Annotated in this window: 19 protein-coding genes; 9 read left to right on the top strand and 10 right to left on the bottom strand. The window is 67.5% G+C overall.

The genetic code is table 11. The annotated features are described in order from the left end of the window. Positions 1-68: 68 nt before the first annotated feature. The 4 genes from IB257_RS03080 to IB257_RS03095 form a co-directional block, all read right to left on the bottom strand. Positions 69-1,574 carry an ABC transporter substrate-binding protein gene (locus IB257_RS03080; protein ID WP_054454475.1) on the bottom strand — a complete coding sequence of 502 codons (1,506 nt, stop codon included), beginning with the start codon at positions 1,572-1,574 and terminating at the stop codon, positions 69-71. 178 nt (positions 1,575-1,752) lie between these two features. Continuing rightward, positions 1,753-2,487: a FadR/GntR family transcriptional regulator gene (locus IB257_RS03085; RefSeq protein WP_054454472.1), complete on the bottom strand. Its 735-nt coding sequence runs from the start codon at positions 2,485-2,487 to the stop codon at positions 1,753-1,755. A gap of 261 nt (positions 2,488-2,748) precedes the next feature. Beyond that, positions 2,749-3,768, bottom strand: coding sequence for a histone deacetylase family protein (locus IB257_RS03090; RefSeq protein WP_119451495.1), 1,020 nt, complete (start codon positions 3,766-3,768; stop codon positions 2,749-2,751). Between the two features lie 120 nt (positions 3,769-3,888). Beyond that, positions 3,889-6,915 (bottom strand): sensor histidine kinase, encoded by a 3,027-nt coding sequence (locus tag IB257_RS03095; RefSeq protein WP_192491846.1) that lies wholly within the window; start codon positions 6,913-6,915, stop codon positions 3,889-3,891. A gap of 525 nt (positions 6,916-7,440) precedes the next feature. Between IB257_RS03095 and IB257_RS03100 the strand changes: the two genes are divergently transcribed. Then, entirely contained in the window at positions 7,441-7,797 is a 357-nt protein-coding gene (locus IB257_RS03100) for a hypothetical protein (RefSeq protein WP_175180923.1), read from the top strand. Between the two features lie 117 nt (positions 7,798-7,914). Then, a complete protein-coding gene (locus tag IB257_RS03105; RefSeq protein WP_175180924.1) occupies positions 7,915-8,625 on the top strand; it encodes a response regulator transcription factor in 711 nt (236 codons plus the stop codon). Positions 8,626-8,645: 20 nt separating this feature from the next. Here the strand turns inward: IB257_RS03105 and IB257_RS03110 are convergent, their stop codons facing one another. Next, the gene (locus tag IB257_RS03110) at positions 8,646-9,344 is read right to left on the bottom strand and encodes a response regulator transcription factor (RefSeq protein WP_175162782.1); all 699 of its coding nucleotides are present in this window, start codon (positions 9,342-9,344) and stop codon (positions 8,646-8,648) included. Positions 9,345-9,478: 134 nt separating this feature from the next. After that, positions 9,479-12,520 (bottom strand): hybrid sensor histidine kinase/response regulator, encoded by a 3,042-nt coding sequence (locus IB257_RS03115; RefSeq protein ID WP_225588724.1) that lies wholly within the window; start codon positions 12,518-12,520, stop codon positions 9,479-9,481. Between the two features lie 194 nt (positions 12,521-12,714). Here IB257_RS03115 and IB257_RS03120 point away from each other — a divergent pair, with 194 nt between their 5' ends. Then, positions 12,715-13,953, top strand: coding sequence for an EAL domain-containing protein (locus tag IB257_RS03120; protein WP_175162780.1), 1,239 nt, complete (start codon positions 12,715-12,717; stop codon positions 13,951-13,953). A 42-nt stretch (positions 13,954-13,995) separates the two neighbouring features. Here the strand turns inward: IB257_RS03120 and IB257_RS03125 are convergent, their stop codons facing one another. Both IB257_RS03125 and IB257_RS03130 read right to left on the bottom strand, forming a co-directional pair. Further along, entirely contained in the window at positions 13,996-15,468 is a 1,473-nt protein-coding gene (locus IB257_RS03125) for a hypothetical protein (RefSeq protein ID WP_119451494.1), read from the bottom strand. A 188-nt stretch (positions 15,469-15,656) separates the two neighbouring features. Further along, entirely contained in the window at positions 15,657-16,583 is a 927-nt protein-coding gene (locus tag IB257_RS03130; RefSeq protein WP_054454464.1) for a LysR family transcriptional regulator, read from the bottom strand. A gap of 162 nt (positions 16,584-16,745) precedes the next feature. Between IB257_RS03130 and IB257_RS03135 the strand changes: the two genes are divergently transcribed. The 6 genes from IB257_RS03135 (at position 16,746) to IB257_RS03160 (ending at position 22,541) form a co-directional block, all read left to right on the top strand. Then, positions 16,746-17,276, top strand: coding sequence for a cupin (locus tag IB257_RS03135; protein WP_054454462.1), 531 nt, complete (start codon positions 16,746-16,748; stop codon positions 17,274-17,276). A 72-nt stretch (positions 17,277-17,348) separates the two neighbouring features. Next, positions 17,349-18,377, top strand: coding sequence for a tripartite tricarboxylate transporter substrate-binding protein (locus tag IB257_RS03140; RefSeq protein WP_192491847.1), 1,029 nt, complete (start codon positions 17,349-17,351; stop codon positions 18,375-18,377). A gap of 47 nt (positions 18,378-18,424) precedes the next feature. Further along, positions 18,425-19,339, top strand: a complete 915-nt coding sequence (locus tag IB257_RS03145; RefSeq protein WP_119451492.1) for a dioxygenase — start codon at positions 18,425-18,427, stop codon at positions 19,337-19,339. 91 nt (positions 19,340-19,430) lie between these two features. Beyond that, the gene (locus IB257_RS03150) at positions 19,431-20,420 is read left to right on the top strand and encodes a zinc-binding alcohol dehydrogenase family protein (RefSeq protein WP_192491848.1); all 990 of its coding nucleotides are present in this window, start codon (positions 19,431-19,433) and stop codon (positions 20,418-20,420) included. A gap of 90 nt (positions 20,421-20,510) precedes the next feature. Continuing rightward, entirely contained in the window at positions 20,511-21,497 is a 987-nt protein-coding gene (locus IB257_RS03155; RefSeq protein ID WP_192491849.1) for a tripartite tricarboxylate transporter substrate binding protein, read from the top strand. A 21-nt stretch (positions 21,498-21,518) separates the two neighbouring features. Continuing rightward, the gene (locus tag IB257_RS03160) at positions 21,519-22,541 is read left to right on the top strand and encodes a porin (protein ID WP_175213364.1); all 1,023 of its coding nucleotides are present in this window, start codon (positions 21,519-21,521) and stop codon (positions 22,539-22,541) included. Between the two features lie 43 nt (positions 22,542-22,584). Here IB257_RS03160 and IB257_RS03165 read toward each other — a convergent pair whose 3' ends face one another. Together IB257_RS03165 and IB257_RS03170 are read right to left on the bottom strand one after the other, a co-directional pair. Continuing rightward, positions 22,585-24,273 carry an amidohydrolase gene (locus tag IB257_RS03165; RefSeq protein ID WP_192491850.1) on the bottom strand — a complete coding sequence of 563 codons (1,689 nt, stop codon included), beginning with the start codon at positions 24,271-24,273 and terminating at the stop codon, positions 22,585-22,587. A 26-nt stretch (positions 24,274-24,299) separates the two neighbouring features. Then, on the bottom strand, positions 24,300-25,691 hold the full coding sequence (locus IB257_RS03170) for an alginate export family protein (protein ID WP_192491851.1): 1,392 nt from the start codon (positions 25,689-25,691) through the stop codon (positions 24,300-24,302). Positions 25,692-25,723 lie beyond the last annotated feature (32 nt).

Consider the following 25,723-nt stretch of genomic DNA (forward strand, 5'->3'; position numbering starts at 1 on the left):
AATGCGCCGGAGAGGCCGCCGCTCCCGCCCGGCCGGGCGTGGGAACGGGGCCGCGCCGGCGGCGCCGGTCAGTTCCAGCGGGCCTTGTAGAAACGCGGGAACTCGTCGCCGTCGACCGAGAAGTTCAGGTCCTTGGACTGCACCGCGTTGAGCGAGTGGTTCCACAGCGGCACCCAGTAGGCCTGTTCGGCCACGATCTTCTGGGCGGCGGCGTAGTTCTTGGCGCGCAGCTCGCGGTCCACGGAGGTGTCGGCGGTTTCCAGGTACTTGATGACTTCCGGGTTGCGCGCCTGGTCGTCCGGACCGCCGCGGAAGAAGTTGCTGGTCGACAGCGCCGCGTCGGCGATGCCGTAGGAGCCCCAGTTGGACGACAGCATGGCGATCTTGCCTTCGCGCCAGTTGGTCATGGCGGTGCCGTACTGCTGTTCGACCAGGTTCAGCTTGATGCCGGCCTGCGCCATCTGCGCGGCGGCGGCGTCCAGGATGGCGCGCGGCGGGGCAGAGATCACCAGGTCCAGCGTCACGCCGTTGGGGTAGCCGGCCTGGGCCAGCAGCTGCTTGGCGCGGGCGGGGTCGAACTTGTAGGACTGCACGTCGGCGGCGCAGCCGAACTGCGCCGGGTTGCAGGCCGCGTTGATCACCTTGGAGGCGCCGCCTACCAGGGCCTTGCGGATGGCTTCGCGGTCGATGGCGTAGTTGATGGCCTGGCGCACTTCCTGCTTGGCCAGCGGCGACTTGCCGTCGTCAGCGCGCGGGTTCAGCGAGATGTAGCTGATGCGCATGATGCTGCTGCTCTTGACTGTGACGGCCGGCTGCTTTTCCATGCGCTTGGCCACGTCCGGCGGTACGCGCCAGATCCAGTCCAGGCCGCCGGACAACATCTCGGCGTATTGGGTATTGGCGTCCGGCAGCACGCGCACCACGAGCTTCTGCACGGCGGGCTTGGGGCCGAAGTAGTCCTCGAAGCGCTCGTACACGTAGCGGCTGCCGGGCTGGCTTTCCACCAGGCGGTAGGGGCCGGTGCCGATGGGCTTGGCGCCCATGTCGGACTGGTTGGCCTCGTAGTACTTGCGCGGATAGATCGGCAGGTTTTCCGAAAGCATTTCCAGCGCCAGCGGGTACGGCGTCTTCATCTTGATGCGGACGGTATCGTCGGAAGCCTTTTCGGCCTTGGCGATCCAGGCCACCTGGTTCTGGAAGCGCGCCTTGTAGCCTTCGGATGACACCAGGTTCAGGGTGTACAGCACGTCGTCGATGGTGAGCAACGAGCCGTCATGGAACTTCACGTCCTTGCGGATGGGCAGTTCGATCGTGGTGTCGTCCACGAACTTGTAGCCGGTGGCGATGGCCGGACCGAATTCGCCCGTGTCCTGGTTCTTCTGCAGCAGTCCCGAGAACACCATGCGCGCCAGCGCCAGGCCGGGACGGTCCGATTCCTTGTAGGCGTCCAGCGTGGCGGGCGCCGCGTCGAACGCGATGTTGAGGGAGTTGTCAGCCTTGTTGGCCTGGGCGGCATGGGCGCCAAGCGCCAATAGCGCCGCGCTCAAAAGCTTCACGGTACGGGTCAGCTGCATGTTTTCACCTTGATGTGTTTTAGGTATGGGACTTACGGGTACTGCGGAACTGCTGTTTGCGTATCGGCGGGCAAGCCGCTCCCCTTGCCGCAGGCGGCGCGTTCTGCGCCGGCGGTGCTTGTTCTGTCGGTAAGGGGAGGGGCCTGGCGTTCAGGCCGGGGTTCAGGCGTTCATCAAATCATCGGATCCCAGCGCTGCCGAAGTCTTCCCGCAGGCGGGCCAGGATGCCGACCAGGTGGTCGTGCATGGCGTGGCGCGCGCGGATGGGATCGCGGTCGGAAATGGCCGCGAGGATGCGTTCGTGTTCCTGCTGGGCTTCGCTCCACACCTTGGTGGTCACGAAGTGCTCTTCAAGACGGTTGAATACGGGACTCAGCGTGCTGAGGTGCCAGATATGGGAAATTGCCGCCGCCAGGGCGGCGTTGCCGCAGGCCGCGCCGATCGCGCTGTGGAAGGCGCGGTCGTGCACGCTGGGCGATTCGGTCAGGGACATGCCTTCGTGCGCGGCGCGGATCGCCGCGATCTGGGCGGGCGATGCCTTCTGCGCCGCCAGGGCCGCGCACTCTGGTTCCAGCAGCAAACGGGTTTCCAGCAGGTCGAAGGGGCCGATGTCGGTGGCTTCGACGCCGTTGGCGGCAACCGGCGCCTGCTGCGGCGACAGGTACTGGCCGTCTTCGCGCGCCGGGTTCACGAACACGCCCGTGCCTACGCGCACTTCTACATAGCCTTCGATTTCCAGCGCGATCAGCGCCTCGCGCACCGAGGCGCGGCTGACCTGCAACTGTTCAGCCAGTTCGCGCTCTGCCGGCAGCCGCCCGCCCGCGGGGAAGTCGCCCGCCTTGATGCGCGCGGCGATCTGGTCGGCAATCATGCGGTAGAGGCGGGTGGAGGCGACGGCCTGGAGAGAGGTCATTGTTGCGTCTAGATGAATGGTCGGGATGTAGAGGGTAATGGGTCTGCCCGGGCTTTGTCTTGCATGCCCCCCGGGCGATCACCGAGGGTGCCTGGATATCTGGTGGCCCAGTGGTCAGGCCACTGGACGAAATGTACCGGAGGCGCCCCGGCTTGTGAACCGGGCTTTTCCATTTCTAGGGAAAACCACTAGCGCGGCTTTTGCGCCACGGCAGCGGACTTGCGGCCGGCGTCCGCGGCGGGACGCCGGCGGCGCGCGCGGTCAGCCCGAAGCCAGTCCGCCGAAGAAGCGCGAGGCGTTCGATTCCAGGCCTTCGATGTAATAGCCGCCCTCTTGCACGATCAGGGTGGGCAGCGCCAGGCCGCCGACTTCCCGGCCCAGGCGTTCGAAGCCGTTTTCGCTGACGGCGACCATGGCCTGCGGGTCCTTCTCGAAGATGTCGAAGCCCAGCGACAGCACCAGGGCGTCGGGTTGGAACAGTTCGATGGCGCGGCGCGCCTCTCCCAGCTTGTCGAAGAACACCGATTCCGGCGAGCCATGGGGCATGGGCAGGTTGATGTTGTAGCCGTAGCCCGGGCCGGCGCCGCGCTCGTCCTCGTAGCCCGCGACGACGGGATAGAAGTTCTCGGGATCGCCGTGGATGGACACGTACAGGACGTCGCTGCGTTCGTAGAAGATCTCCTGGATCCCCTGGCCGTGGTGCATGTCGGTGTCCAGGATCGCCACGCGCGGAAAGCGCGAGGTCAGGCGCTGCGCGGCGATCGCGGCGTTGTTCAGGTAGCAGAAGCCGCCGGCCGCGTCGCGCCGCGCGTGATGTCCGGGCGGACGGCAGATGGCGTAGGCGTGGCGCTCGCCCGCCAACAGCGCATCGGCGCCGGCGATGGCGCATTGCGCCGACCAGTAGGCAGAGTGCCAGGTGTGCTGGCCGACCGGGCAGCTGCCGTCGGCCAGGTAACGCGCGGCCTGGGCCAGCACGCCGCGCAAGGCGTTGGGTTGGCGCACGAAGACGTTGGAGACGACCTCGTCGCCCCAATCGTCGGGCAATTGCTTCCAGGCGGAGTGCGCCCCTTGCAGGAAACGCAGGTAGTCCAGCGTGTGGACCGCCGAGATCGCGCCCGCGCCCTGGTCGGGCGGCGCCTGCACGTCAAAGCCCAGCTTGCGCGCGGCCTCGGCCAACGCGTCCAGGCGCGATGGCACTTCCTGGGGCGTGCGCATCTTGCCGCGCGAGAAATAGGTCTGCGGATGGTGCAGTTTCTGGTCGTCGTGGAAGTATGCCTTCATGCGGGGTGACACCTGGTTGCGGGTTGACGCGACGCCGGCCGGGTCTGTCGTCCCGGGCAGGCGGCCAAGACGACGTTATACGTGGCCGCGCTGCGAAGGACAATTGGCAACACCCAGGATTCAGCGCAAGGCGGCGCGTGCGGCGGTCTCCAGAATTACCAGGCGCTCATGGAGCTTGCCGCGGTCCTGGGCTGCCGCATACTGCCCCATCTGCATGCAGAGGTCGGCCACGGCGGTCTTTCCTATCATGGCGAACGCGCCGCGGATCGAATGGCATTGTTCGCGCACGCCTTGAAAGTCCGCTCGCGCCAGCGCGTCGCGGATGGCCGCCAGCGAGAAGCCCAGGCTGGAGTCCAGCGCCGCCAGGACGGCGGGATCCGGCGGCAACGCCGCCGGCTCGGCAAGCCCCGCGGGCTCTTCATTCAGCCGCGCCCGCGGAATGTGCTCGCTTATGATGCGCCGTAGCGTACGCAGCGACATGGGCTTGAGCAGCACCGCGTCGAAGTCCGCCTGACTGTTGTGCAGTTCGTCCGGCTCCACGTGCGCCGTGACCGCGACGACCGGCAGCCTGGGGCCGCGTTCGCGCAGGAACTGCGCCAGCGCATAACCGTTGATCTCGGGCATGGAGATGTCCGTCAGCACCATGTCGTAGCGGCGCATCTTCACGCAGCGCATCGCCGCTGCCGCTCCTTCCGCCGCGTCTGCCGCGACGCCCAGGGCGGCCAGCTGGTCCAGGATCAGTTCGCGGTTGGCCGGATGGTCGTCGACCACCAGCACGCGGATGTCCTGAGGCAGGGCGTCGGGCGCAGGCGTTGCGGGGGCGTCCGCGGACGGCGCAGCGTTCAGCGTTTGCGCGCAGGGATGCAAGGGCAGCGTCACCGTGAATATGGCGCCCCCGTCGGCGGGGCAGGCGACGGCGATCGTGCCGTCCATCATTTCCACCAGCTTCTTGCTGATCGGCAGGCCCAGTCCGGAGCCGCCGTAGCGGCGGTTTATCGAGCTGTCGGTCTGCGCGTACAGCGTGAACACGCGATCCGCCTGTTCGGGCGTCATCCCGATGCCTGTGTCGCGCACGCGCATGAGCATGGAATCCGCCAGCGCAGGGTCGCGCGCAGGCTCGACCGTGATTTCCACTGCGCCCGCGTCGGTGAACTTGAGGGCATTGCCGACCAGATTGACCAGAACCTGGCGTATCCGCGTCGGGTCGCCGGCATAGATCTGGGCCACCTCGCTGCCGACAGTGGCGGACAGTTGCACTCCCTTGGCGAGCGCGGCGGGCTTGAACATCGCGACGACCTGGGCGACAAGCTGCGGCAGGTCGAACGGTATGCGCTCGACCGTCATCTGCCCCGACTCCATGCGCGACACGTCCAGAATGTCGTTGATGAGATCAACCAGTGCGCGCGAAGCGTTGCGGACGGTGCGCAGACGCCCGCCCTGGCCGGCGGCGGCCGGATCCCGGTCCAGCAGTTCCAGGTGGCCCAGGACCAGGCTCAGGGGAGTGCGGATCTCGTGGCTCATGCTGGCCAGGAAGACGGACTTTGCCCGCGCGGCATCGATCGCGGCGATGCGCGCGTCCTCGCGCTTCTTTTCGATGTCCTTGCGGGCCGTGGCGTCCGAGAAGCTGCACAGCAGCACGTCATCGCCGTGATAGCGGGTCTTGACGATGTTGACCAGCAGTTCGCATTCGCGGCCATCGTCCAGCGTCAGGGTAAGTTCGCGGTCGCGCTGCAGCCAGGCCTCGCGGTCGCCGCGGGCGTGGCAGTCACGCAGCAAGGCATGCAGCGACACGCCTGGCGCGGCGCGGGCAGCGTAACGCTGCATCATCGCGTTTTGCAGCAGCGCCTCGCCGCTTGCGCAGGACACCAGTCCCACGCCGAACTGCGCCGATGCGATGATGGAGCGGTTCATGTGCTCGCTTTCAAACACATGCTGCGAACGGCGGTACACGGGGGCCAGGGCTTTGCGGCTGAACCACAGCAAGAGCGCCCAGAGCGTCCCGAGCAGCAGCACGGTTACGGTCAGGTATAGCGTGAGGCTGGGCAGAAGCGCAGCCGCGACGGTGCGCCAGGAATAGGCATACACCAGGGTCCAACCGGTATCGAGCAACCGCGCGCCGACGCTGAACACGCCGTCCTGATAGCGCGTCAGGGGTTCTTGCGCCGCCTGCTTCCACGGATGCGACGCCAGCGCGATCCGGCTGGGCGTATCCAGGCCTGCGGCGGATTGCGCGCGGTCGGACTCGAGCAGGATGCCGCCATTGCCGTCGACCAGCGCCACGGCGGTGCCCGCGGGGATGTCATCCAGGCGGGCTGCCAGGGCGCTGACGGGGTAGTCGCTGACGAAGATCATGAACGGCTGGGGCCCGTCGAACGCGGGTTCGACCAGCTTGATCACGTTTTGGCCCGTCAGCGGATTGATTGCGGGCGGCTGCCAGAGGATGCGCCGGCTGGTCTCCCATTGTTTGGCCACGGCGGGATCGGACAGCATGCCGAGGTCATAGGACAGTTGGCCGATGAGACCGGCGGTGTCCGCCGCGCCCAGGTGCTCGAGCAACTGCGCATAAGGCGTGGAGGGCGCGGGCATCAGGGCCAGGAAACTCAGGTCCGGACTGTAGCCGTAAGCCGTCAGCGGCAGCTTTCTTTCGCGCTCGCTGGCCGTCGCGGTGAACGCCTGCAGTTCCGTCATGCCCAGGTAGCGGGCGTAGCTGGCCGGGGGCGAGGCGGCCGTGACGCTGCCGGCCGCCAGAATGGATGGCAGGCCCGCGCCGACCTGCAGCCGCGCGTGGCCGCCGCCAGCGCGGAAAGCCGCCTCGGTTTCGGGCGTGGGCGCGGGGCGCGCCTGCCAGAGCAGCTCCGCATGGATGACGCCGCGCCGCATGGCCGTCTGCTTGCCTTCGAGGTCCAGCGCCACCTGGGACTGGTGCGCGACGAGTTCCGTGTGCAGCCTGGAGATGGCGGCATGCGCGGAGTGATAAAGCACCAGGCACGCCGCGACCACGATCAGGACGGACAGCACGATGCCGCCTCCGAACAGCATCACGGAGTGATAGCGGGCGAGGAGGCTGAGTTCCCTGGCATGTCGCGCACCAGCGCTGAGCAGGTTTTGAGGATCGCCAAGGCTGGCCGTGGCGGTGGTATTCGGCATATCGGTGTATCGGTTGGGACTGCGCGCGCGGATGTGTGGCGCGCGCGATGCAGAAGCGAAGAATCCCATGAAATTCCCGCTTGCTATCCATTTTCAGGGCTATATTTGCATTTGTTTTCCAGTATTCGGATTCGTCCTATATCAATGGCTTACGAACTAGGACACGGCTGATGAATTCGACCCTGGACAGGACTGCGGGCAGGGCGCGGACGGCTACGCCGGCTCAGGCTCGGAGCTCGCAACGCAACTCCATCGCACCGCAGCGAACCGCCTGTTCCGCTCAAGCCCGCACCGCCTGTTTGCCCGGCGTCAAGGCCGGCTTCGAGGCGGCCTGCAGGCCACGCTTCGCGCTTCCAGACTTGCCGCCGCGCAAGAGACTGTTGTGCCACGTCCGGGGCGGCGGCTCCGCGCTCTCAATTCCGAGACCTGGCAGTCGTTATCCGGTCATGAATGAAGAATATGCGGCGCCCTTGCCGCATTTGTTGAGGAGTTGACATGAGGCATCCTGCGAGGATTTCTGTTCGTATGGTCATGGCAAGCGTGTTGGCGGCGGGCGTGATGCCCTTGGCGGCGCATGCCGCCGGAGGGACGGTCTCGTTTACCGGCGGCATTTCCGCAGCTTCATATACGCGCACGCTGGCGCCGACGGCGGCAGGCGCCGCCATGCAGTTCCAGGGCGCGCGCGTCGAGCGCAGCAGCGCGACCGTCAGCCTCGTCAATCTGGACGCATCGTCATATGCCCTGGCTTGCGCAGGCATGGGCAAGCAGCAGGCCGCGACCTGCCATTTGCCCGCGGGCGGCGGCGCGCTGGCCTTGACCGCAAGCCGGACGCATCCGCCGGCCGGGCCCGCCAAGGCGGTCGTCATGCTGGCCTACGACTAGCCGGCGGCTGGCGGAGCCCGCCGTGGTCGGGCGGGCTCCGCCTTTCAATATTCGCTGACGCCATTAGGGCGAATACAATGCAGCGCCCCGGCAGCGCGCCGGACCAGAGGGTCGGACATGGACGAATTCAAGATCAAGGTGATGCTGGCGGATGACCATCCCGGCATGGTCGCGGGCGTACAGCACGCGCTGGCCGAAGTGCCCACGATTGCGCTGGTGGGCGCGGCCGCCAACTCCACCGAGCTGGTCGCATTGCTGGACCGTACGCCCTGCGACGTGGTGGTATCCGACTACTCCATGCCCGCGGGCGATTTCGGCGATGGAGCATCGCTGTTCGGCTTGTTGCAACGGCGCTATCCGCAACTGAAGCTGGTGGTCCTGACCATGCTGGACAACGCGGCGGTCCTGCACACGCTGGTCACGCTGGGCATAGGCGGCATCGTCAGCAAGTCTGACGCGCTGGCGCACCTGATACCCGCCATCCACGCCGCGCATACCGGCGGCAAGTACTATTCGCCCAGCGCCAACAAGGTAATCCAGGGCATAGACTGGAACCGGCGTGGACGCAATCCGGAAAGCGTGTTGAGCCAGCGCGAATCCGAGGTCGTGCGGCTGTATGCCTCGGGCCTGACGATCAATGAAATCGCCGAGCGCCTGCATCGCAGCAAGAAGACCATCAGCACCCAGAAGGCCAAGGCCATGGAAAAGCTCGGCATCGAACGTGAGGTCGACCTGTTCCGGTATGCGATGGAGAACGGCCTGACAGCCACGCTGGCCGCGGACTCCGCGTCCCCAGTGCAGGAGCCGGCGGAAGGCGCGCAGGGTTGAGGCCGGTCGCTTGCCGCGGCTTATGACGATGCAGGCGCTTGGTCCATTGCGCCTGCCGGGCTTCCCGACGGATTGGCGCTGACCAGTCCCGATTCGATGCCGTAGCGCAGCAGTTCAATGTCGCGCTCCAACCCCAGCTTTAGCATGGCGGTGCCTTTCTGCGTACTGATGGTCTTCTTGCTGCGATGCAGGCGCTCGGCGATTTCGTTGATTGTCAGGCCGGACACGAACAGGCGCACCACTTCCAGCTCGCGCCGGGTCAGCATGTGGATCCCATAGTCGCCGCGGTCCAGCGCATTGGCCAGATCGGCGATCCGCGGCGAAAGATAGCGGCCGTTGGCGTGGGCGCCATGTATCGCGGGCAACAGATGATTCAACGAATCGGACTTGCTGAGGACGGCGGGAATGCCCAGGTTCAATAGCGAATGCACGATGCCTGGGCTTTCCAGCATGGTCAGCACGACGATCTTCAGGCCGGGGTAGCGCTGGCGGATCAGGCCGAACAGGGTGATGCCGTCGCCGAAATGGCCGCCCGGCATGGAATAGTCGGAGATCAGCACCTCGCACGGATGCCGGCTCAGCATCTCCATCAGCTCGGTGGAGTCGCGGGCCGCGCCGATCACGGATACGGTGCTGCTGGATGCGAGCGTGTGTTGCACGCCGGCGCGCACGGCGGGATGGTCGTCGGCGACCACGACGCGTAGATTCAGAGGCTTCATGATGGAACAGGGTGGGACCAGGCTGGCGAGGCGGCCAGGCGCGGCGAGGCGGCGCAGGACAGACTGTAGAGGCGCGTGGTCTGGCGGATAAGCAGCCGAGTCCGATTGCAGGCCCGGTTCGGATAGGACTAAGCCTATTTTTCAGCGTCGCGGGGGTGGCGCCCTGCGAGGGCTGCCAGCGCCATGGGTTCGAACACGTCCAAGGCCTCAGCCAAGGCATCGGTGCGCCGGTTGCGCGCCAGGTCTTCCATCTGTGCGCACCGGTCTGCCAGCGCCGTTTCGTGAATCATGGCGTAGGCCCCGCGCAGCGAGTGCAGATGCGCTCCCGCCTCGGGCTCGGTGGGCGCATTGCCGGTCCGGATCGCTGCGAGTTCCTTGCGGATGGCTGCGAGCGACTGGTGCAGCGACCGCGTCAGTGCCTCATGGACTCGCGCAGGCAGCGGGCCTTGTGCGATCTCGTCCCGGGCGCGCGGGCGCGGGGCAGGCGCCGGGGCGCCGCGCAGCAGGCGCCGGATGGCGGCATCCAGCTTGTCCAGCAGCAGGGGTTTGACCAGCACCGTGTCGATGCCGGCGTCGCGGCATTGCTGGTGCTCCTGCGCGCCGACGTGGGCGGTGTAGGCGATGATGGGCACTTGCGCGCCTTGCGCGCGCAGGCAGCGGGCCAAGGCATAGCCGTCCATGCCGGGCATGTTCACGTCGGTGATGACCAGGCCGTAGGCCTGTTCCATGAAGCGCGCCAAGGCCGCGCTGCCATCCGCCGCCAGGTCCGCCTGATAGCCCAGGGTCTCCAGCTGTATTTTCATGAGCTCGCGGTTGGCGGGGTTGTCATCGATCACCAGGATGCGGGCGGCAAGCGGCTGCTCCGGTTCCAGCGGCGCCGTGCTCGCCGGAACTGCAGCATCCGGGGCCTCGGCGGGTGCGGGGGGCAAGGGGAGCGTGACGAGGAAGGTGCTGCCTTCCTGCGGCTTGCTGGTGACGGCTATGCTGCCGTGCATGAGCGTGGCCAGCCGGCCGCATAGCGCCAGGCCCAGCCCCGTGCCGCCGTAGCGCCGGGCGATGGAGGAATCCGCCTGGGTGAACGGCCGGAACAGCACGGCTTGCTGCGCCGGGGTCATGCCGATGCCCGTGTCGCTGACGCCGATCACGATAGGGGTGTCGGGCGCATCGTCGTCCTGGCGGTAGACCTCAAGAAGCACATCGCCGTGGGATGTGAATTTGATGGCGTTGCCGACCAGGTTGAACATGATCTGGCGGATGCGCGTGGGGTCGCCCAGATAGCGGGGCGCCAAGCCGTCGTCTATGCTGCAATCCAGCTCCAGGCCCTTGGCCTGCGCGGCCGGCGTGAATACGGCGACGACTTGCCGGGCGGCTTCGGCCAGGTCGAAAGGAATCGACTCGACGCTCATCTGGCCGGATTCGACCTTGGAGAAATCCAGAATGTCGTTGATGATCTCCAGCAGCGTGGCCGAGGAGGACGTCACCGCCCGCAGGCGCTCGCTCTGGGCGGGCTGCAGGCCAGAGCGCTCGAGCAGTTCGAGATTGCCCAGGATGGCGTTCAGCGGCGTGCGGATTTCGTGGCTCATGGTGGCCAGGAAGGCGGATTTGGCCTGATTCGCCGTGTCGGCGGCGACGCGGGCTTCGTCCAGTTTCTGTTCAAGTTGCTTGCGGGCCGTGATGTCGGTGAAGTTGCACAGCAGCACGTCCACGCCCTGGTACTTGGTCCGCACCGCGTTCACCAGCAGATCGCTGTGGCTGCCGCCGATGCGCGGATGGGCCAGTTCCAGCTCGGCGTGCCAGCCGGCGGCGTCCGAAGCGCCGCCATACAGGGCGAGCAGACGCGCATGCAAGGGCGGGCTGCCGGGCGCTGCGCTGGCGGCATAATCCTGCATGACCTCGTTCTGCAACAGCACTTCGCCCGTGTTCAGCGACAGCAGGGCAAGGCCCGAGGGCGCGGTGGCGACCATGGTGCGGTTCAGGTTCTCGCTTTCGAATATGCGCTGCGAGCGGGCATAGCCGGGCTTGAAGACCTTGCGGTCGAGCAGCAGCAGTACCGCCCAGACGAACGTCACCATCAGCAGCGTCGCGAGCGCGTAGCCGGCCAGCCTGGGCCATAGGTCGGCGACTATGGTGCGCCAGGAAAAGGCGTAGGTCAGGCGCCAGCCGGATTCGGAAACCTGGTCGCCGAGGATGAACAGGCCGTCGCGGTAACGCACCTCCGGCGGCGCGACCGGATCCGATCTCGTTGCGTCCAGCATCCTGGCAGCGATCTTCGCGTCTTGCTCTTCCATGGTCACAGGCAGGAGCTGGCGCCCGTCCTGGTCGACGATCAGGGCTGCCTCTTCGTAGCGCGTTGTCGTCAGATAGGCGTTCAGCGTATCGGCAGGATAGATGGCAACAAAGATGGCGAATATGCGGCCCTGGCTGCTTGCGGCCTGGTACAGCCGCAGGGACAGCTTGCGCGTCAAGGGATCGACGGCGGGTGGCAGCCAGCGCGGTCCGCCTGCCGCCATCAGGCGCTGCTGGATCTCGGGCGATTCCAGGTCGCCTAGGTCGGGGGCGATCGTCCGGATCAGTTCCGCGACGTCTTTCGCGCCCACCAGCGCCAGCGGATCCACGGTGTCGGACATGGGACCCACGCCGAGGAAGCTGCGGTCGGGGCTGTAGTAGAAGCCGCTGACCGAAAGCGCCTTGGCGTAGGCCGCAGCGGAATAGCTGATCTCGTCGGTCAGATGCAGATAGGGCAGGTAGGCGGCGGCGGGCCGGCCGGGTTCGATGTCGGCCAGGGCCACCACCGGAGGAAAGTTGGGGTTGCGCTGGAATTCCATGCGCCCTTGCAGGCGCGCGAAAGTCTGCACCAGGTCGGGGGCCGCGGACGACACGCGTGCGGGCCAGGCGTACTCCTCGTGCGAAAGACCGATGCGGAATGCGCCCTCGCGCACGCCCAGCGCCGTCTGCAACAGCGCTTTGCGCACCACGAAGCCGGCATAGCGTTCCGCGACGTAATCCTTGGCTTGCGCGAACAGCATGACGCCAGCGACTGTCAGCAGGACCAAGGTTGTGACGGCGCCGCCCACATATAGCAGCGCCCGTTGATAGCGGTTCAGGATGCTGATGGCGCTGCGCGATGGCCGGCCGGCGGTCTCGGGCTCAGGGGCGTCTTGGATCTGCGCGGCCATGCTGGGTTCGGCTCCGCCGGAATGGGTGACGCCATGATAGAGCCAAACAGGCCGGAACCGGCAATATAGGACTCGGCTGATTTCCGTTCCCGGCGGCGGGTGGAACAATGAATTCGTCGGCAGTTCGCTGCCTGGCCTTCCGCCCGCAGGCGCCTCGCCGCCGCGCCATGGGCGCTTCGTTCCCGGGGACCATCATGCTCAAATCCGCCCTAGTTGTCGACCAAGACGAATTCCAACGTGCCGCGCTGGCGCGGATGCTGGGCAAGATCGGCGTGCCTGAAGTGGCGACGGCGCACGACGGCGCGTCGGCCGTGGCGGCGATCCAGCAGCAGCAATGGGATCTGGTCATTGTCGATCTGGACATGGCGGACCGCACCGGGCTGCAGATGATCGATGCGCTGGCCGATGCCGGCGGTTGCGGCGGCATCGCGATCGCCAGCAGCCATCCGACCCGGATCCTGCAGGCGGCGGCGACCTACGCCCGGAATCGCGGCCTGCCCATCATCGCCGCGCTGGGCAAGCCGCTGGAGGCGGCCTGCCTGATTTCGATGATCGAATCCCTGGCCCGGACCGCGCTGGCCGACGGCGAGGCGACGTTGCGCGCCGCGGCGCAGAGCAGCGGCGTCGCGCTGGCCGGCCTGGACACCGAACGTCTGCGCCGCGCCCTGGCGCAGCGCGAGATTGCTGCGTACTTCCAGCCACAGCATTGCGTGTCGACGGGCGAACTGCGCGGCGCTGAAATGCTGGCGCGCTGGGTCGCGGATGACGGCGCGATGATTCCTCCGGCCGCTTTCCTGCCGGCTTTCGAGGCGGCGGGCTTGCTGGGGTCGCTGACCGACTACATGTTGGCGCGCGCCTTCGAGGCGCAGCGCGAACTGGGCGGCCGGCCCGATTGCGTCATCAGCATCAACGTGCCCGCGGCCGTCGCAAGTTCCATCTGCTGGGCCCAGGACGTGGCCGACCGGGCCGAATTCGCCGGCGTGGATCCGAGCCGCATCGTCATCGAGATCACCGAGGACGGTGGCGCGCGCTCCAACGGGGCGCTGGCGGGCGCCATCACGCAACTGCGCTTGCGCGGCTTCAGCTGCGCGATCGACGACTTCGGCACCGGCGACTCCTCGCTCGACCGGTTGCTGTGCGCGCCTTTCGACGAATTGAAGATCGATCGCGACATGATCGCCCGGGCGCGCCGCCATCGCCATGCCCAGGATGTCCTGGCCTGCACCGTCGAGATGGCGCGGTCGCTGGACATGACGGTGGTGGCCGAAGGCATCGAGAGCCAGGAGGACTACGACATGGTGCGCGCCTTGGGCGCGCAGGTCACGCAAGGGTACTTCCATGGCAGGCCGATGCCGCTAGGGGCATTCAGCCAGTACGCGCTCAGCCAGGGAGTCATCGGGCATGGGATCCTGCGGATGTACGCGAACGCCTGAAGCGGGCCGTGTACCGTATCGCAGGCTGGTCGCAGATAGCGATCAGGCCCCCGCCAGCACCACCAGCACCGCCAGGCACAGCAGCAGTCCGAACGCCGCCAGCGCGTAGGGCAGCAACTGCACATACACGCCGCGCTCTTCGCCGCGGCCATGCGCCAGGCCAGCCGCGATCGACATCCGCACCGGTGAAAAAATTCCCATCGACGTGCCCGACACATGCAGCAGCGCGGCCGCAGCCGGCACGCTCAGGCCCGCATTCAAGGCCAGCGACAGTTGCGCAGGCATGAAGAGGCTGTTGGGCGCGTTGCCGCTGTTGGCCAGGATGCCGAATACGCCGGCCAGCAGCGGCGTGATCAATATGGTCCAGTCCTTCAGGCTGGCGAACAGGCCGTCGGCATACGCTTGCGAGATGCCGGCGCCGGCCAGGACTTCGGCCATCATGGCGAACAGGAACACGGAGTACACCGCGTGCCGTCCCGTGGTCCAGGCCGCGCGCGCCTGCGTCGCGAGCAGGTCGCGCTGGCGGCAAATGGCGGCCATGAGCACGGCGCCCACGATCAGCCAACTGCCGGCATGCAGCAGCGGCATCCAGCCGGGCAGGTCCGGGAACGGCTTGAACGCAGCCAGTCCGGCCAGGCCGCCGTTCAAGCCTGGCAGCAAGCGCGTGGCCACCAGCCAAGCAATCATCAGGATATAGGGCAGCGCCTTGCGCGCCGCCGCCATCATCCGGGGCCGGTCGGGCCGGCGGTCCAGCAGGAAGCGCAGCACGATGAGCGGGCCGTAGGCCGACAGCAGCGCGGTTTCCGGTCCCAATAGCGCTGTCGCGGCGCTCAGGGCGGCCAGGCTCGCGATCATCCAGACGGCTTCGCGCACATGCTCCGCGGGTTCAGCGCGCAAGCCTGCGCGCCTGGCGGTGCGCCAGTACAGCAGCATCCACAATACCGTCAGCAAGGCGACCGGCGCCATGCCGTAGAGCGCCAGCTCCGTGGCCGGGACGCGCGCATAGGCCGACGCCAGCAGCGTGCCGCTGCCCATGGCGCCCCAAGGGATCAGGGTCTGGCTCAGCAGCGCGAACACCATGGTTTCGCGCGGCTTCAAATTCAAAGGCCGGATCAGCAGCACCGTTCCCAGCATGCCCACGCCGAAGCCGGTGGCCGCTTCGGCGAAAGGGCCGACCAGGAAACAGGCAAAGAACAGCAGCCGGCGGCGCGCCAGCGGATGGGCCAGTGCGGTGTTTGCGCCGTCCGCCGCCGCGTGCGGCGCGCGTCCTTGTGCCGCCATGTTCCAGAACAGCAGCCCGCCCAGGATGTACGGCGTGATGATCCCGCCTATCCAGAGGCCGCGTTCCAGCGCCACCCCGAGCTGGCCGGTGGTGAAGGAGGCGGGCGCCGCATACAGGGCGATGGGCACGGCGGCCAGCAGGCCCAGCAAGGCGGCGGCCGTGGTGTTCAGGCGTCCGCTGGCGATGGCGCCGATGACGGCCAGGGCGGGTAGCGACCACAGTAGGTACATCATGGATTGAGCGTGTGCATGGCGGGGTCCGGGACAGGCTTGGCGCGTAGCAGTGTATGCCGAGAGCCGCGCCGCGGCGGTTCATGCCTGCCCGATCGCGGGGTCTTTTGGAAGGCGCGGCAACCGTACGCTGCGTCCCGCGTCTGGAACGCGGGACGATGATAAAAATGCCGCAACCTGCGGGGGCGGGTTCAGAAGTCCAGCGTGGCGTGGGGCCAGCGCTTCGTCGCCACCAGCTCGCGCGCTACCTGGCGCAGGATCTCGACCGCCGCCTTGGTGGCGCGCGAGGCCGGCCGATCCGAAGGGTGGGCCAGGATGCGGCGCAGGCTGAGGCCGTCGATGGGCTGGGCGGACAGGCGGCCTGCCTCGATGTCTTCCAGCACGGTTGCGGCGAAGTGCACGGTCACGCCGACCTTTTCCTTTATGAGGCGCTTGGCGACTTCCATGGTTTCGACTTCCACCACCGGATTCAGATGCACCCCGGCGTGCGCCGCCTGGGCCTCGAGCTCGAGCCGCACGCCGGACTTGGCCAGGCCGGTCATCACCAGCGGCAGCTCGGCCAGGTCGCGCACGCCGATCCGCGCGGGCCGGGCCTTGCGATGCGAGGGCGGTCCGATGAGGCACATGCCTTCGGTCAGGAAGGGATAGGTGAGCAGGTTGGCGACGGGAACCGGACCGTTGAGCATGGCCAGGTCCACCTGGCCCTTGAGCAGCATTTCGTGCAGCGTGGGAGAGAAGGCTTGAACGAAGCGCAGCCGGACTTCGGGGAGCTGTTCCTGCACGGCGCGAGTCAGGGGCACGGCCAGCGTCATTGCGAGTCCGGGAGAAAGACCGATGACGACGGGGCCGCTGGGATGGCGTTGCAGGGCAGACATGTCCTGCTTGAGCTGTTCGGCGTAGCGCAGCAGGAAAGAAGCGCGTTCCAGCAGGAAGGCGGCTTCTTCGGTGGGCGACGCGCCGCGCGAATGGCGCACGAAGAGCTGGACGCCGAGCTCTTCTTCCAGCAGCTGGATCTGGCGCGTAAGCGCGGGCTGCGCCACATGCAGGACGCTTGCGGCGCGGCCGAAATGCCCCTGGTTGGCCAGAACGACAAAGTAGCGAAGTTGCCGCAGATCCATTTCCGTAGCAGCCCTATGTGGCGGATTGAGTCATAACAAAATTATATGAGAGCGGTAAGAAAATGGTAGTGGACGCTGCATCGGGGTGAGCTTTAACTTGCATCAGCCGCGAGAAAAGCCGCAGCACCTCTCTCTTTAAAGCTCATCAGAAAAAGGAATGACATGGATATCAATGCTCAGGAAATGGAAGCCACCCGCATCGCGCGCTGGGGCAAGGTCGAGCCCTACCGCGAGACCTTCATCGAAAGCCGCCTGCCCGGCATGAAGAAGAACATCTACAAGATCATGAACCGCGGCGTGCTGGAGAACAAAGGCGTGGAGCCAGCCATCCCCGGCAACCACCGCTTTGGCGTGACCTTCATCGAAATTCCCGTGGGGCAGGGCGCCAGCCTGCATGCGCACAAGACCGAGGAAGTCTTCTGCCCTCTGAACGGCCAGATGGAAGTGATCTGGGGCGAGAAGGGCGAGCACTCGGTGATGCTGAACCAGTGGGACGTGATTTCCTGCCCCATCGGCGTGATGCGCGGATTCCGCAATCCCAACCCGCATGCCCTGGTCGTCTATTCCGTCGTCGGCGGCACCGACGAGGAATGCGGGCGCATTGCCTGGCATCCCGACGTGGTGCGCGCCGCCGAGAACACCGGCCTGGTCTACGGCACCGACGGCTTCCTTAAAGAGAAAGCGGAAAGCTGATGCCGGACGATGGCCTGCGCCGGCCAGGTGCGGCGCCATCGATAACAAAGAGAACAACAGAGGAGACATGGAATGAGCGATGACTATGGAGTATCCCGGCTGATTGCAAGAAGACGCGTGTTGCGGGCCGTCGCCTGTACGGGCGCGCTTTGCGCGGTGCCTGCGATGGGCCAGGCCAAGCAGCTCGTTCCGTTCTTCGGCAGGAGTTCGCGCACGCCGGTGCGCCTGGTGGTGCCGTTCGCCCCCGGAGGCTCCACGGACATCGTCGCGCGCCTGCTGGCCGCGCAGCTGCCGGCCTATCTGGGGCAGAGCGTGATCGTGGAGAACCGCCCAGGCGCAGGCGGCAATATCGGCGTGGCCTCGGTCGCCCGGGCGCACGCGGACGGCGGCACGCTGCTGCTGGTGTCGTCCTCGTTCGTCACGAATCCTGCCATCGCCGCAGAACGGCCCGCCTACGATCCGGTGCGCGACTTCGCGCCGGTGAGCCTGGCGGTGAGCTCCCCGGACGTCATCGTGGTCCGCGCCGAAAGCCGCCTGGCCACGCTCAAGGATCTGCTGGACGCTGCCGCCCGGGATCCCGGCACGCTCACGTACGCCACGCCGGGCAACGGCAACAGCGTGCATCTGGCAGCCGAACTGCTGTGGCGGCGCGCGGGTGTCAAGGCTTTGCACGTCCCGTACTCGGGCGCGGCGCCCGCAGTGCTGGCGGCGCTGGGAGGCCAGGTCGACTGCGCCTTTGCCGCGCTGCCTGCGGCGCAGGCGTTTCTCGCCGACGGCCGGCTCAGGGCCTTGGCCGTGGGCGGGGAAGAGCGCTGGCCGGCGCTTTCCGGCGTGCCGACGATCGCGCAAGCCGGCTTCGCCGATTTCCGCTCGGAAACCATGCAGGCGCTGTTCGCCCCGGCGGGCACGCCGGCCGCCACGGTCGAACGCATCAACAAGGCGGTGGCCGAAGCGCTGGGCAAGGAGCCGGTGCGCAGGCAGCTCGACGGGCTCGGATTTCGCGTCATCGCCAGTTCTTCAGCGGCGCTGAAGGCCAGGGTGGCGCAGGAGGTCCCGCAATGGGCTGCCGTGGCGGCCCAGGCGGGAATAAGCGCCGACTGAAGCGCGGCACGCAAATTTCATTAGTCAGACTACAGGGTTGAATGTTTATGAGTCATGCCAATTCCTGCGCGGACACGCGCGCCGCCGGCGAACAGCGCGCCATACCCGCCACGCCGCAAGCATTGCTGCAAGCCGTTCTTGCGGCCAACCAGGCCACGGATCCGCGCACCCGCGAGGTTCTTGATTCCCTGATCCGCCACCTGCACGCGTTTGCGGCGGACGTGAAACTGAGCTACGAGGAACTGCACCAGGGCCTGGACTTCATGGTGCGAGTGGGCCAGGCCACCAATCCGCTGCGGCACGAAGGCATCCTGCTGGCCGACATCCTGGGCGTGGCCACGCTGGTCCTGTTGATGGACGCCGAGGGCGTGCTGGAGGCCGGCGGCACCGAGCCCGCGCTGATCGGGCCGTTCTGGCGCGCCAACCAGCCCGTACTCGAAAACGGTTCCAAGATCGCCACCGAGGATACGACTGGCGATCGGCTGCTGGTGACGGGGCGCATCTGCACGCTGGATGGCCAGCCGCTGGCCGGCGCGCGCCTGGAAACCTGGCAGGCGGCGCCCAGCGGCCTGTACGAAAACCAGGATCCCGAGCAGGAAGACATGAACCTGCGGGCCGTGTTCATGACTGACGCGGACGGCCGCTTTTGGTTCGACAGCGTCAAGCCCGCCGGCTACGGCGTGCCCATCGACGGCCCCTGCGGCGACCTGCTGGCGCTGCAGCAGCGCAACCACATGCGGCCCGCGCACCTGCACTTCATCGCCTCGGCGCCCGGCCACAAAGTGTTGACCACCCAGATCTTCGACGCCAACGACGCCTACGCGTATAGCGATGCGGCATTCGGCGCGGTGGGGTCGCTGCTGCGGAAGTTCGAAGCGACGGGCGACGGCACCTACCGCCTGGACGTGGAGCTCAAGCTCGAGCCGGGCGAAACGCGCATGCCCAAGCCGCCGCTTTCCTGATCCGGCTTTCCCCGCTTTCGACCTCAATCCCGGCGCGGCCTGCCGTGCCTTGGGCAGCCTTTGCCCGCAACAACCAGAACCAGAGACAGACATGAGCAAGAAAACCCAAGCCCTGCGCGTGATCGAACGCGTTTCCACCGTCGCCGAGCTGCGGCCGGCCCTGGTCGACATCTCCGTGCCGCAGGCGTCGGAAGGCCATGCCGTGGTCGAAGTCAGCGCGGCCGGGATCAATCCCAGCGACGTCAAGGCGGCGATGGGCATGATGCCTTACGCGATCTGGCCGCGCACGCCCGGACGCGACTACGCGGGCAAGGTGATAGCCGGCCCCGCGGAATGGATGGGGCAGGAGGTGTGGGGCACGGGCGGCGACCTGGGCATTACGCGCGACGGGACCCACGCGCGCTACCTGGTGCTGCCTGTGGCCGCCTTGGTGCGCAGGCCTGCCCACATCGCCGCGGCCAGCGCCGCCATGGCGGGCGTGCCGTTTGTCACCGCCTATGAAGGGCTGCGCCGCGCCGGCCTGTCTGGCCCGGGCCAGACGGTGGTGGTGTTCGGCTCGAACGGCAAGGTCGGGCAGGCCGCCATCCAGCTGGCCAGCCGCGCCGGCGCCCGGGTGATCGGGGTGGAGCGCGGCGGCGAAGGCTACGTCGGCCATGCGGTTTCAGGCGTGTCGGTCATCGATGGCAGCCGCGACGGGATCGCCCAGCGTGTCATGGAGCTGACCAGCCAGACGGGCGCGGACATTGCCTACAACACGGTGGGCTCGCCGTACTTCGCCGCGGCGCTGGAATCGTTGAAGGTGGGCGGGCGGCAGATCGTCATTTCCACCCCTGACCGCAACGTGCCCTTCGACATCCAGGCCTTCTACCGCCGCGACCTCCAATTGATCGGCGTGGACAGCCTGAAGCTGGACTCGGCCCGCTGCGCCGCGGTGTTCCGCGAGCTGCTGCCCGGCTTCGAGGACGGCAGCCTGCAGTCCTTTCCGGTCAGTCCGGCCGCCGTGGTGCCGCTGGCGCAAGCCCGCGAGGCCTACATCAAGGTGCTGGAAGGCGCGCAGGACCGGCCCGTCCTCGCCCCCTGATCCGCGACCCGCTTTATCCGGCCGATCGCCTGTCCGTCATGGGCGATCGGCTTTTTTTTCGCGCAGCAGAAGCATAAAAGGAGACAAACCATGACACTGCACCGCAGACATTTTCTTCAATACGCGACGGCCCTGGCCGGCGTCGTGGGGCTTAGCGCCACGCTGCAGGCCCAGCCGGACTATCCGGCGCGCCCCATCAGGATGGTAGTGCCGTTCACGGCGGGGTCGACCACCGATGTCATCGGCAGGACGGTGGCGGAACAGCTGGAGAAGAAACTCGGCCAGCCGGTGGTGGTGGAGAACCGGCCGGGCGCAGGCGGCGTGCTGGGCGCCACCATGGTGGCGGGCGCCGCAGCCGATGGCTACACGGTGCTGGTGCACTCCGCCGCCCACGTGGCCAACCAGTCGCTCTACGCCAACCTCAAATACGACACCCTCAAGGACTTCACGCCCGTGACCATGCTGGCCTCGATGCCGAACGTGATCGTGGCGTCGAACGCGCGCAACTTCAAGTCGCTGAAGGACCTGGTGGAGCGCGCCCGCGCCGAACCCGACCAATATACCTACGGCTCGTCCGGCAGCGGCAGCGGCGCGCACATCGCGGGCGAAAAGTTCAGGGCCGCGACCGGCATCCAGGCGATCCACGTGCCGTACCGCGGCACGCCGGAGGCGGTCAACGACGTGATCGCCGGGCGGGTGGACTGGTTCTTCCTGCCGTTGCCGCTGGCGCTGCCCATGGTCAAGGCTGGCAAGCTGACCGCGCTGGCGATCAGCGCCGACCATCGCTCGCCCGCGTTGCCTGACGTGCCTACGACGAAAGAGGCAGGCTACAGCGGCGTGGACCAGCAGTTCTGGGTGGCCATGTTCGTGCCGGCCGCGACGCCGCCGGCGGTCCTGGCCAAGCTGCATGCCGGCACCGAACAGGCGCTGCGCTCGGACGCCACGCGCCAGCGCTTCGAGAACCTGGGGGCCGAGCCCGCGCCCATGCCGCAGCAGCAATTCGCCGAGCTGATCGGCCAGGAAATGGAAAGCACCGGCAGCCTGATCCGCGGCGCCGGCATACGCGTCGGCAATTGAGTCGGGGAAACTGGGGGGAATATGTCAATAATCAGAAGAATCGGGCTGTTGGGAGCCTGTGCGCTGGCGGGACCGGCGTTTGCGCAATCGTCGTCGCTGACCCTGTTCGGCCACATCGACCTGAACGTGACCAGCGCCACCGCGGGCAGCACGTCCAAGATCGGCATGGACCAGGGCGGCTACATGCTGCCCAGCCGCATCGGCATGCGCGGCACCGAGAATCTGGGCAACGGCAACTCGGTGGGGTTCTGGCTGGAGGCGCCCATCCTGCCGAATAGTGGCGGGCCGCAAGGCCTGAACTGGACACGGCGTTCGACCATCAGCTTGAGCAACGAGCGCTACGGCGAACTGCGGCTGGGGCGGGACTACACCGCGGCGTTCTGGAACGTGTCCTCGTTCTCGCCCTTCGGCACCGTGGGCGTGGGCGGCAGCAGCAACATCATCAAGGGCTGGCCCTTGGGGATGGAGGGCGCCACCACGCTCTCGCGCGCCAGCAACATGGTGGCGTACTTCCTGCCGAAGAAACTCGGCGGGATATACGGACACCTGAACTATGCGCGCGAAGAAGACCTGCGCGGCGCCGACTATGCCGGCGGGCGGCTGGGCTACCAGTCCGGTCCGCTCAATGTCGCCGCCGCATACGGCAGGACGTCGATGGGCAGCGGCGAGCACTACGAAACCGCGACCCTGGGCGCCAGCTATGACTTCCGCGTGGTGAAGCTGTTTGCCAACTACCTGCAGCAGAAGATCGGGTCGGACAAGCAGCACGTGGCCCTGGCGGGCGCGTCGGTGCCCGTGGGCGGCGGCCACGTGAAGCTGTCGTACTCCCGTTCCACCCAGAGCGGGCAGTACGAAGGCGACGACGCCCAGCAGTTTGCGCTGGGCTACACCTACGCGCTCAGCAAGCGCACGGTGCTGTACACGGCGGCGTCCTTCATCAAGAACGAGGGCAATGCCGCCTTCGTGACCGGGGACGTCGCGCCGGAAGGCGTGCCGGGCGCGAACTCGAAGGGCTTCCAGGTCGGGATCAGCCACTCGTTCTGAGCGTGATGCGCTGCGGCCCCGCTCAGTGCGGGGCCGCAACTTTTTATTGGACCGCCTTGGCAGGCGCCGCCGGCAACACCCCGGCATCATGCACCGGCTTGCCGCCCAGCAGCGTGAACACCGAATTGATGGCGTGGATCTGGTCCGCCGGCATCGTCAGGTAGGGCTGGTCCAGCACCGCCAGGTCGGCCAGCTTGCCGGCGTTCAGTTGCCCGCGGTCGTCTTCGTCGAATGCCAGCCAGGCTGCCTGGCGCGTGTAGAGCGCCAGCGCTTCCTCCCGCGTGAGCAGGGCGCCGGGCTCGCGCAGCACGGTGGCGCCGATGGCGCGTCCCTGCACGTGGTACTCCACGGCCTGCCAGACGCCAGCCACGCCGATGCGGGTCGAATCGGTGCCGCCCGCGACCGGCAGACCCAGGTCCAGCGCCGTGCGCACCGGCGGCGAATCCTGCTCCGCCCCCTTGGGATTGGCCTCGCGTATCGCCTCGCCCTCGAAGTACGGACCCATCTGCACCGTATAGGCCAGCCCCAAACGCGCCATGCGTTCCAGCGTGCGGCGCGAGCCGGTGTTCAGGTGGGCGATGGACCAGCGCAGCGGGCGCAGGTCGTGGTCGCGGCCGACTTCCTCGAACACGTCGAGGATGGCGCTGGCGGCATCGTCGGTGTAGGCGTGGATCTCGAGCGGGATGCGGCGTTCGGCCGCGTAGCGGGCGATGCGGGCGAGTTCCTGGCGCGCTTCGGCCGGCGGGTTGAATCCCGGGCCCATGCGCACGCCGTCGTTCATGGCGGATACCAGGTTTTCACCCAATCCCAGGAACGCGAGCTTGCCGTCGTCATGGCGCGGCGGACGGAAGGCCATGATGTCGCGGAACCATTGCGCCTCGCCGCCCGCGCGCATGGCCGAAATCCGGTAACCCGCGCGCACGGTGAGTTCGCCACGGTCGCGCAGCGCGTAGAGCGGCTCGTAGGCTTCAGCGCCGCCGGCCGACGGATCGATGAAGCCCGTCAGCCCGCGCGCGTTCATGGCGCGCAGAAAGGCTTGCAGCCCGGCGGGGCGGTCGGCGGTATGGCTCAGGCGGGCGAACAGCGCGTTGAACGGGCCGATGCCGCCCAGTAGCCTGCCGGTGGCGCGGCCCTGCGCGTCGCGCTCGACCGTGATGCCGTGCAGTTCCGGCGGCTGCGGGCCGTCCAGGCCCAGGGCTTCGATGCCGCGGCTGTTGAGCAGGGCGTAGTCGTACAGGTATTGGACATAGGCGGGATGCCGGGGGACCGCCTGGTCCAGGTCGGCGCGGGTGGGCGCGCGGCGCTCGCGAAATTGCCGCGGATGCCAGGATCCGACCACCGCGACCCAATGGTCGCGCGGGCGTTGCGCGGCGTCGCGGGTTAACCGACCCAGCGCGTCTGCCAGGCTGGGCGCGTCGTACCAGTAGGTTTCGAACGCATAGGTCTGGCCGCCGCGGATGGCGTGGATATGCGTGTCGATGAGGCCGGGTATCACCGTGCGGCCCTGCAGGTCCAACTGGCGCGTGGCCGGTCCGACGTGTTGCTCGACATCGCCGTCCCCGCCCACCGCCACGATGCGTTCGCCCTGGATCGCCAGGGCTGTTGCGCGCGGCGCCGCGGGGTCCATGGTGATGATCTGGCCATTGCGCAGCACCAGGTCGGCGTCGCGGCTGTGGGCGGCGCAGGGCAGCGCGGCTGCCAATGCGAGGACAAGCGCCGTGGTTCTTTTCATGTGTCGTCTCCGGTCATCGAGGGGGTTCAGTAGCGCCATAGCGCTTCCAGGCCAAAAAAATGGACGGTTTCGGCGCGGCCGGTGTCGCGGATGAAGCTTCCGGGCCGGAACACCGAGTAGGCGGCTTCGAAACTCAGGTGGCGCGACACTTCCCAGCCCAGCACCACGTCGGCCTGCGTGCCGATGTAGCGGGCGCGGCTGGCGCCGGCCGGGCGCAGCAGATTGCCGGCCACGCCGTACACGCCGTCCTGCAGGCTTTGACGCCAATAGAAGACCGCTGCGGTTCCCAACGTCCAGCCGGAGCCCAGGTCCAGCGTGAGCGAGGGATGCAGGTTGATCAGGTTGGAAGGGCCGATCAGGCCCGCTTCGCCGAAGTACTTGCCCTTGGGGAAGAAGACGGCAAAGGTCTGGAGCTTGGGATCGTCCGGATTGCGGTCGCCGCTGATGATGTTGGCCTTCAGGCCTACGCGCGGCTGCAATGGCGTGCCGCGGAAGGTGTAGCTCACGTCGCTGGCGAGCGACCAGGCGCGCGCCGGCGCGCCGGCGAAGCTGCCGTATTGGTAGACCGCTTCCAGGTCCCAGCGCCAGGAGGCGCGCTGGCCGAAGTAGCGCGCGCCCAGCGCGTTGCGGGTTTCGGGGCCGCTGCCCTGGTTGTAGGTGGCCGAGTCGCTGGACAGCGACAGCAGGTAGGCATCCAGGCCTGTGTCGCCCAGGCCGCCGGGCGCGGACCAGGTGCTGTAGAGGCCGCCGAGCCGGCGCTGGGAGTCGGCGCGGTCGCTGAAATCGTCCGGATCGTTGCGCACCGGGCGCACCAGGAAGCCGTCCACGCGCAGCCCCTGGCCTGCCCAGCTGAGCGCGCCGCCGTCGAACGAGCGCAGCACGTTGGGACCGTAGCGCGCCGAGATCAGCCGTTCGCTGCCATAGGCCATGACCTGGCGGCCCGCGCGCGCGGTCCAGGTGCCCCCAGCGCCGGCAAGAGAGACGTCGACGAAAGCCTGCAGCACGTCGCTGCCGGTGTCGTCGGGCGGTCCGATGGAGCCGGTGTCGCGTTCGGCATGGGTCAGGTTCAACTGGCCGAAGGCGCGCACCTGCCGGCCCAGCCGCAGGTCGGCATAGGGCAGGAAACGGTACAGCTGGTAACCCTCGTCGGGTACGGCCGCGTCGCCGAATTCGTTGTTGCGGTAGCGCTCATAGCGGGCGCGCAGCTCGGCGCCCAGGGTCAGCGCGGAGGAATCGCCCAGCCGGATCCACTTGCCGGCTTCGCCCCAGGCGCCCGTGCGCTTGGCCGGGTCGTCCAGGTAGCTGTAGTCCTCGGTATAACGCCAGGGATCGATGGGCGGCAGCGCGGACCCGGCGGCCTGCGCGGCGCCGATTGCCAGCGCGGCCAGCGGGAGGATTGCGAGTCTGTGGAAGTTCAAGTTGCCTGGGCTGCAGCCGACGCGTGCAAGCG

The organism is Achromobacter sp. ACM03 (genome assembly GCF_014851665.1).
GTDB lineage: Bacteria > Pseudomonadota > Gammaproteobacteria > Burkholderiales > Burkholderiaceae_B > Achromobacter > Achromobacter aegrifaciens.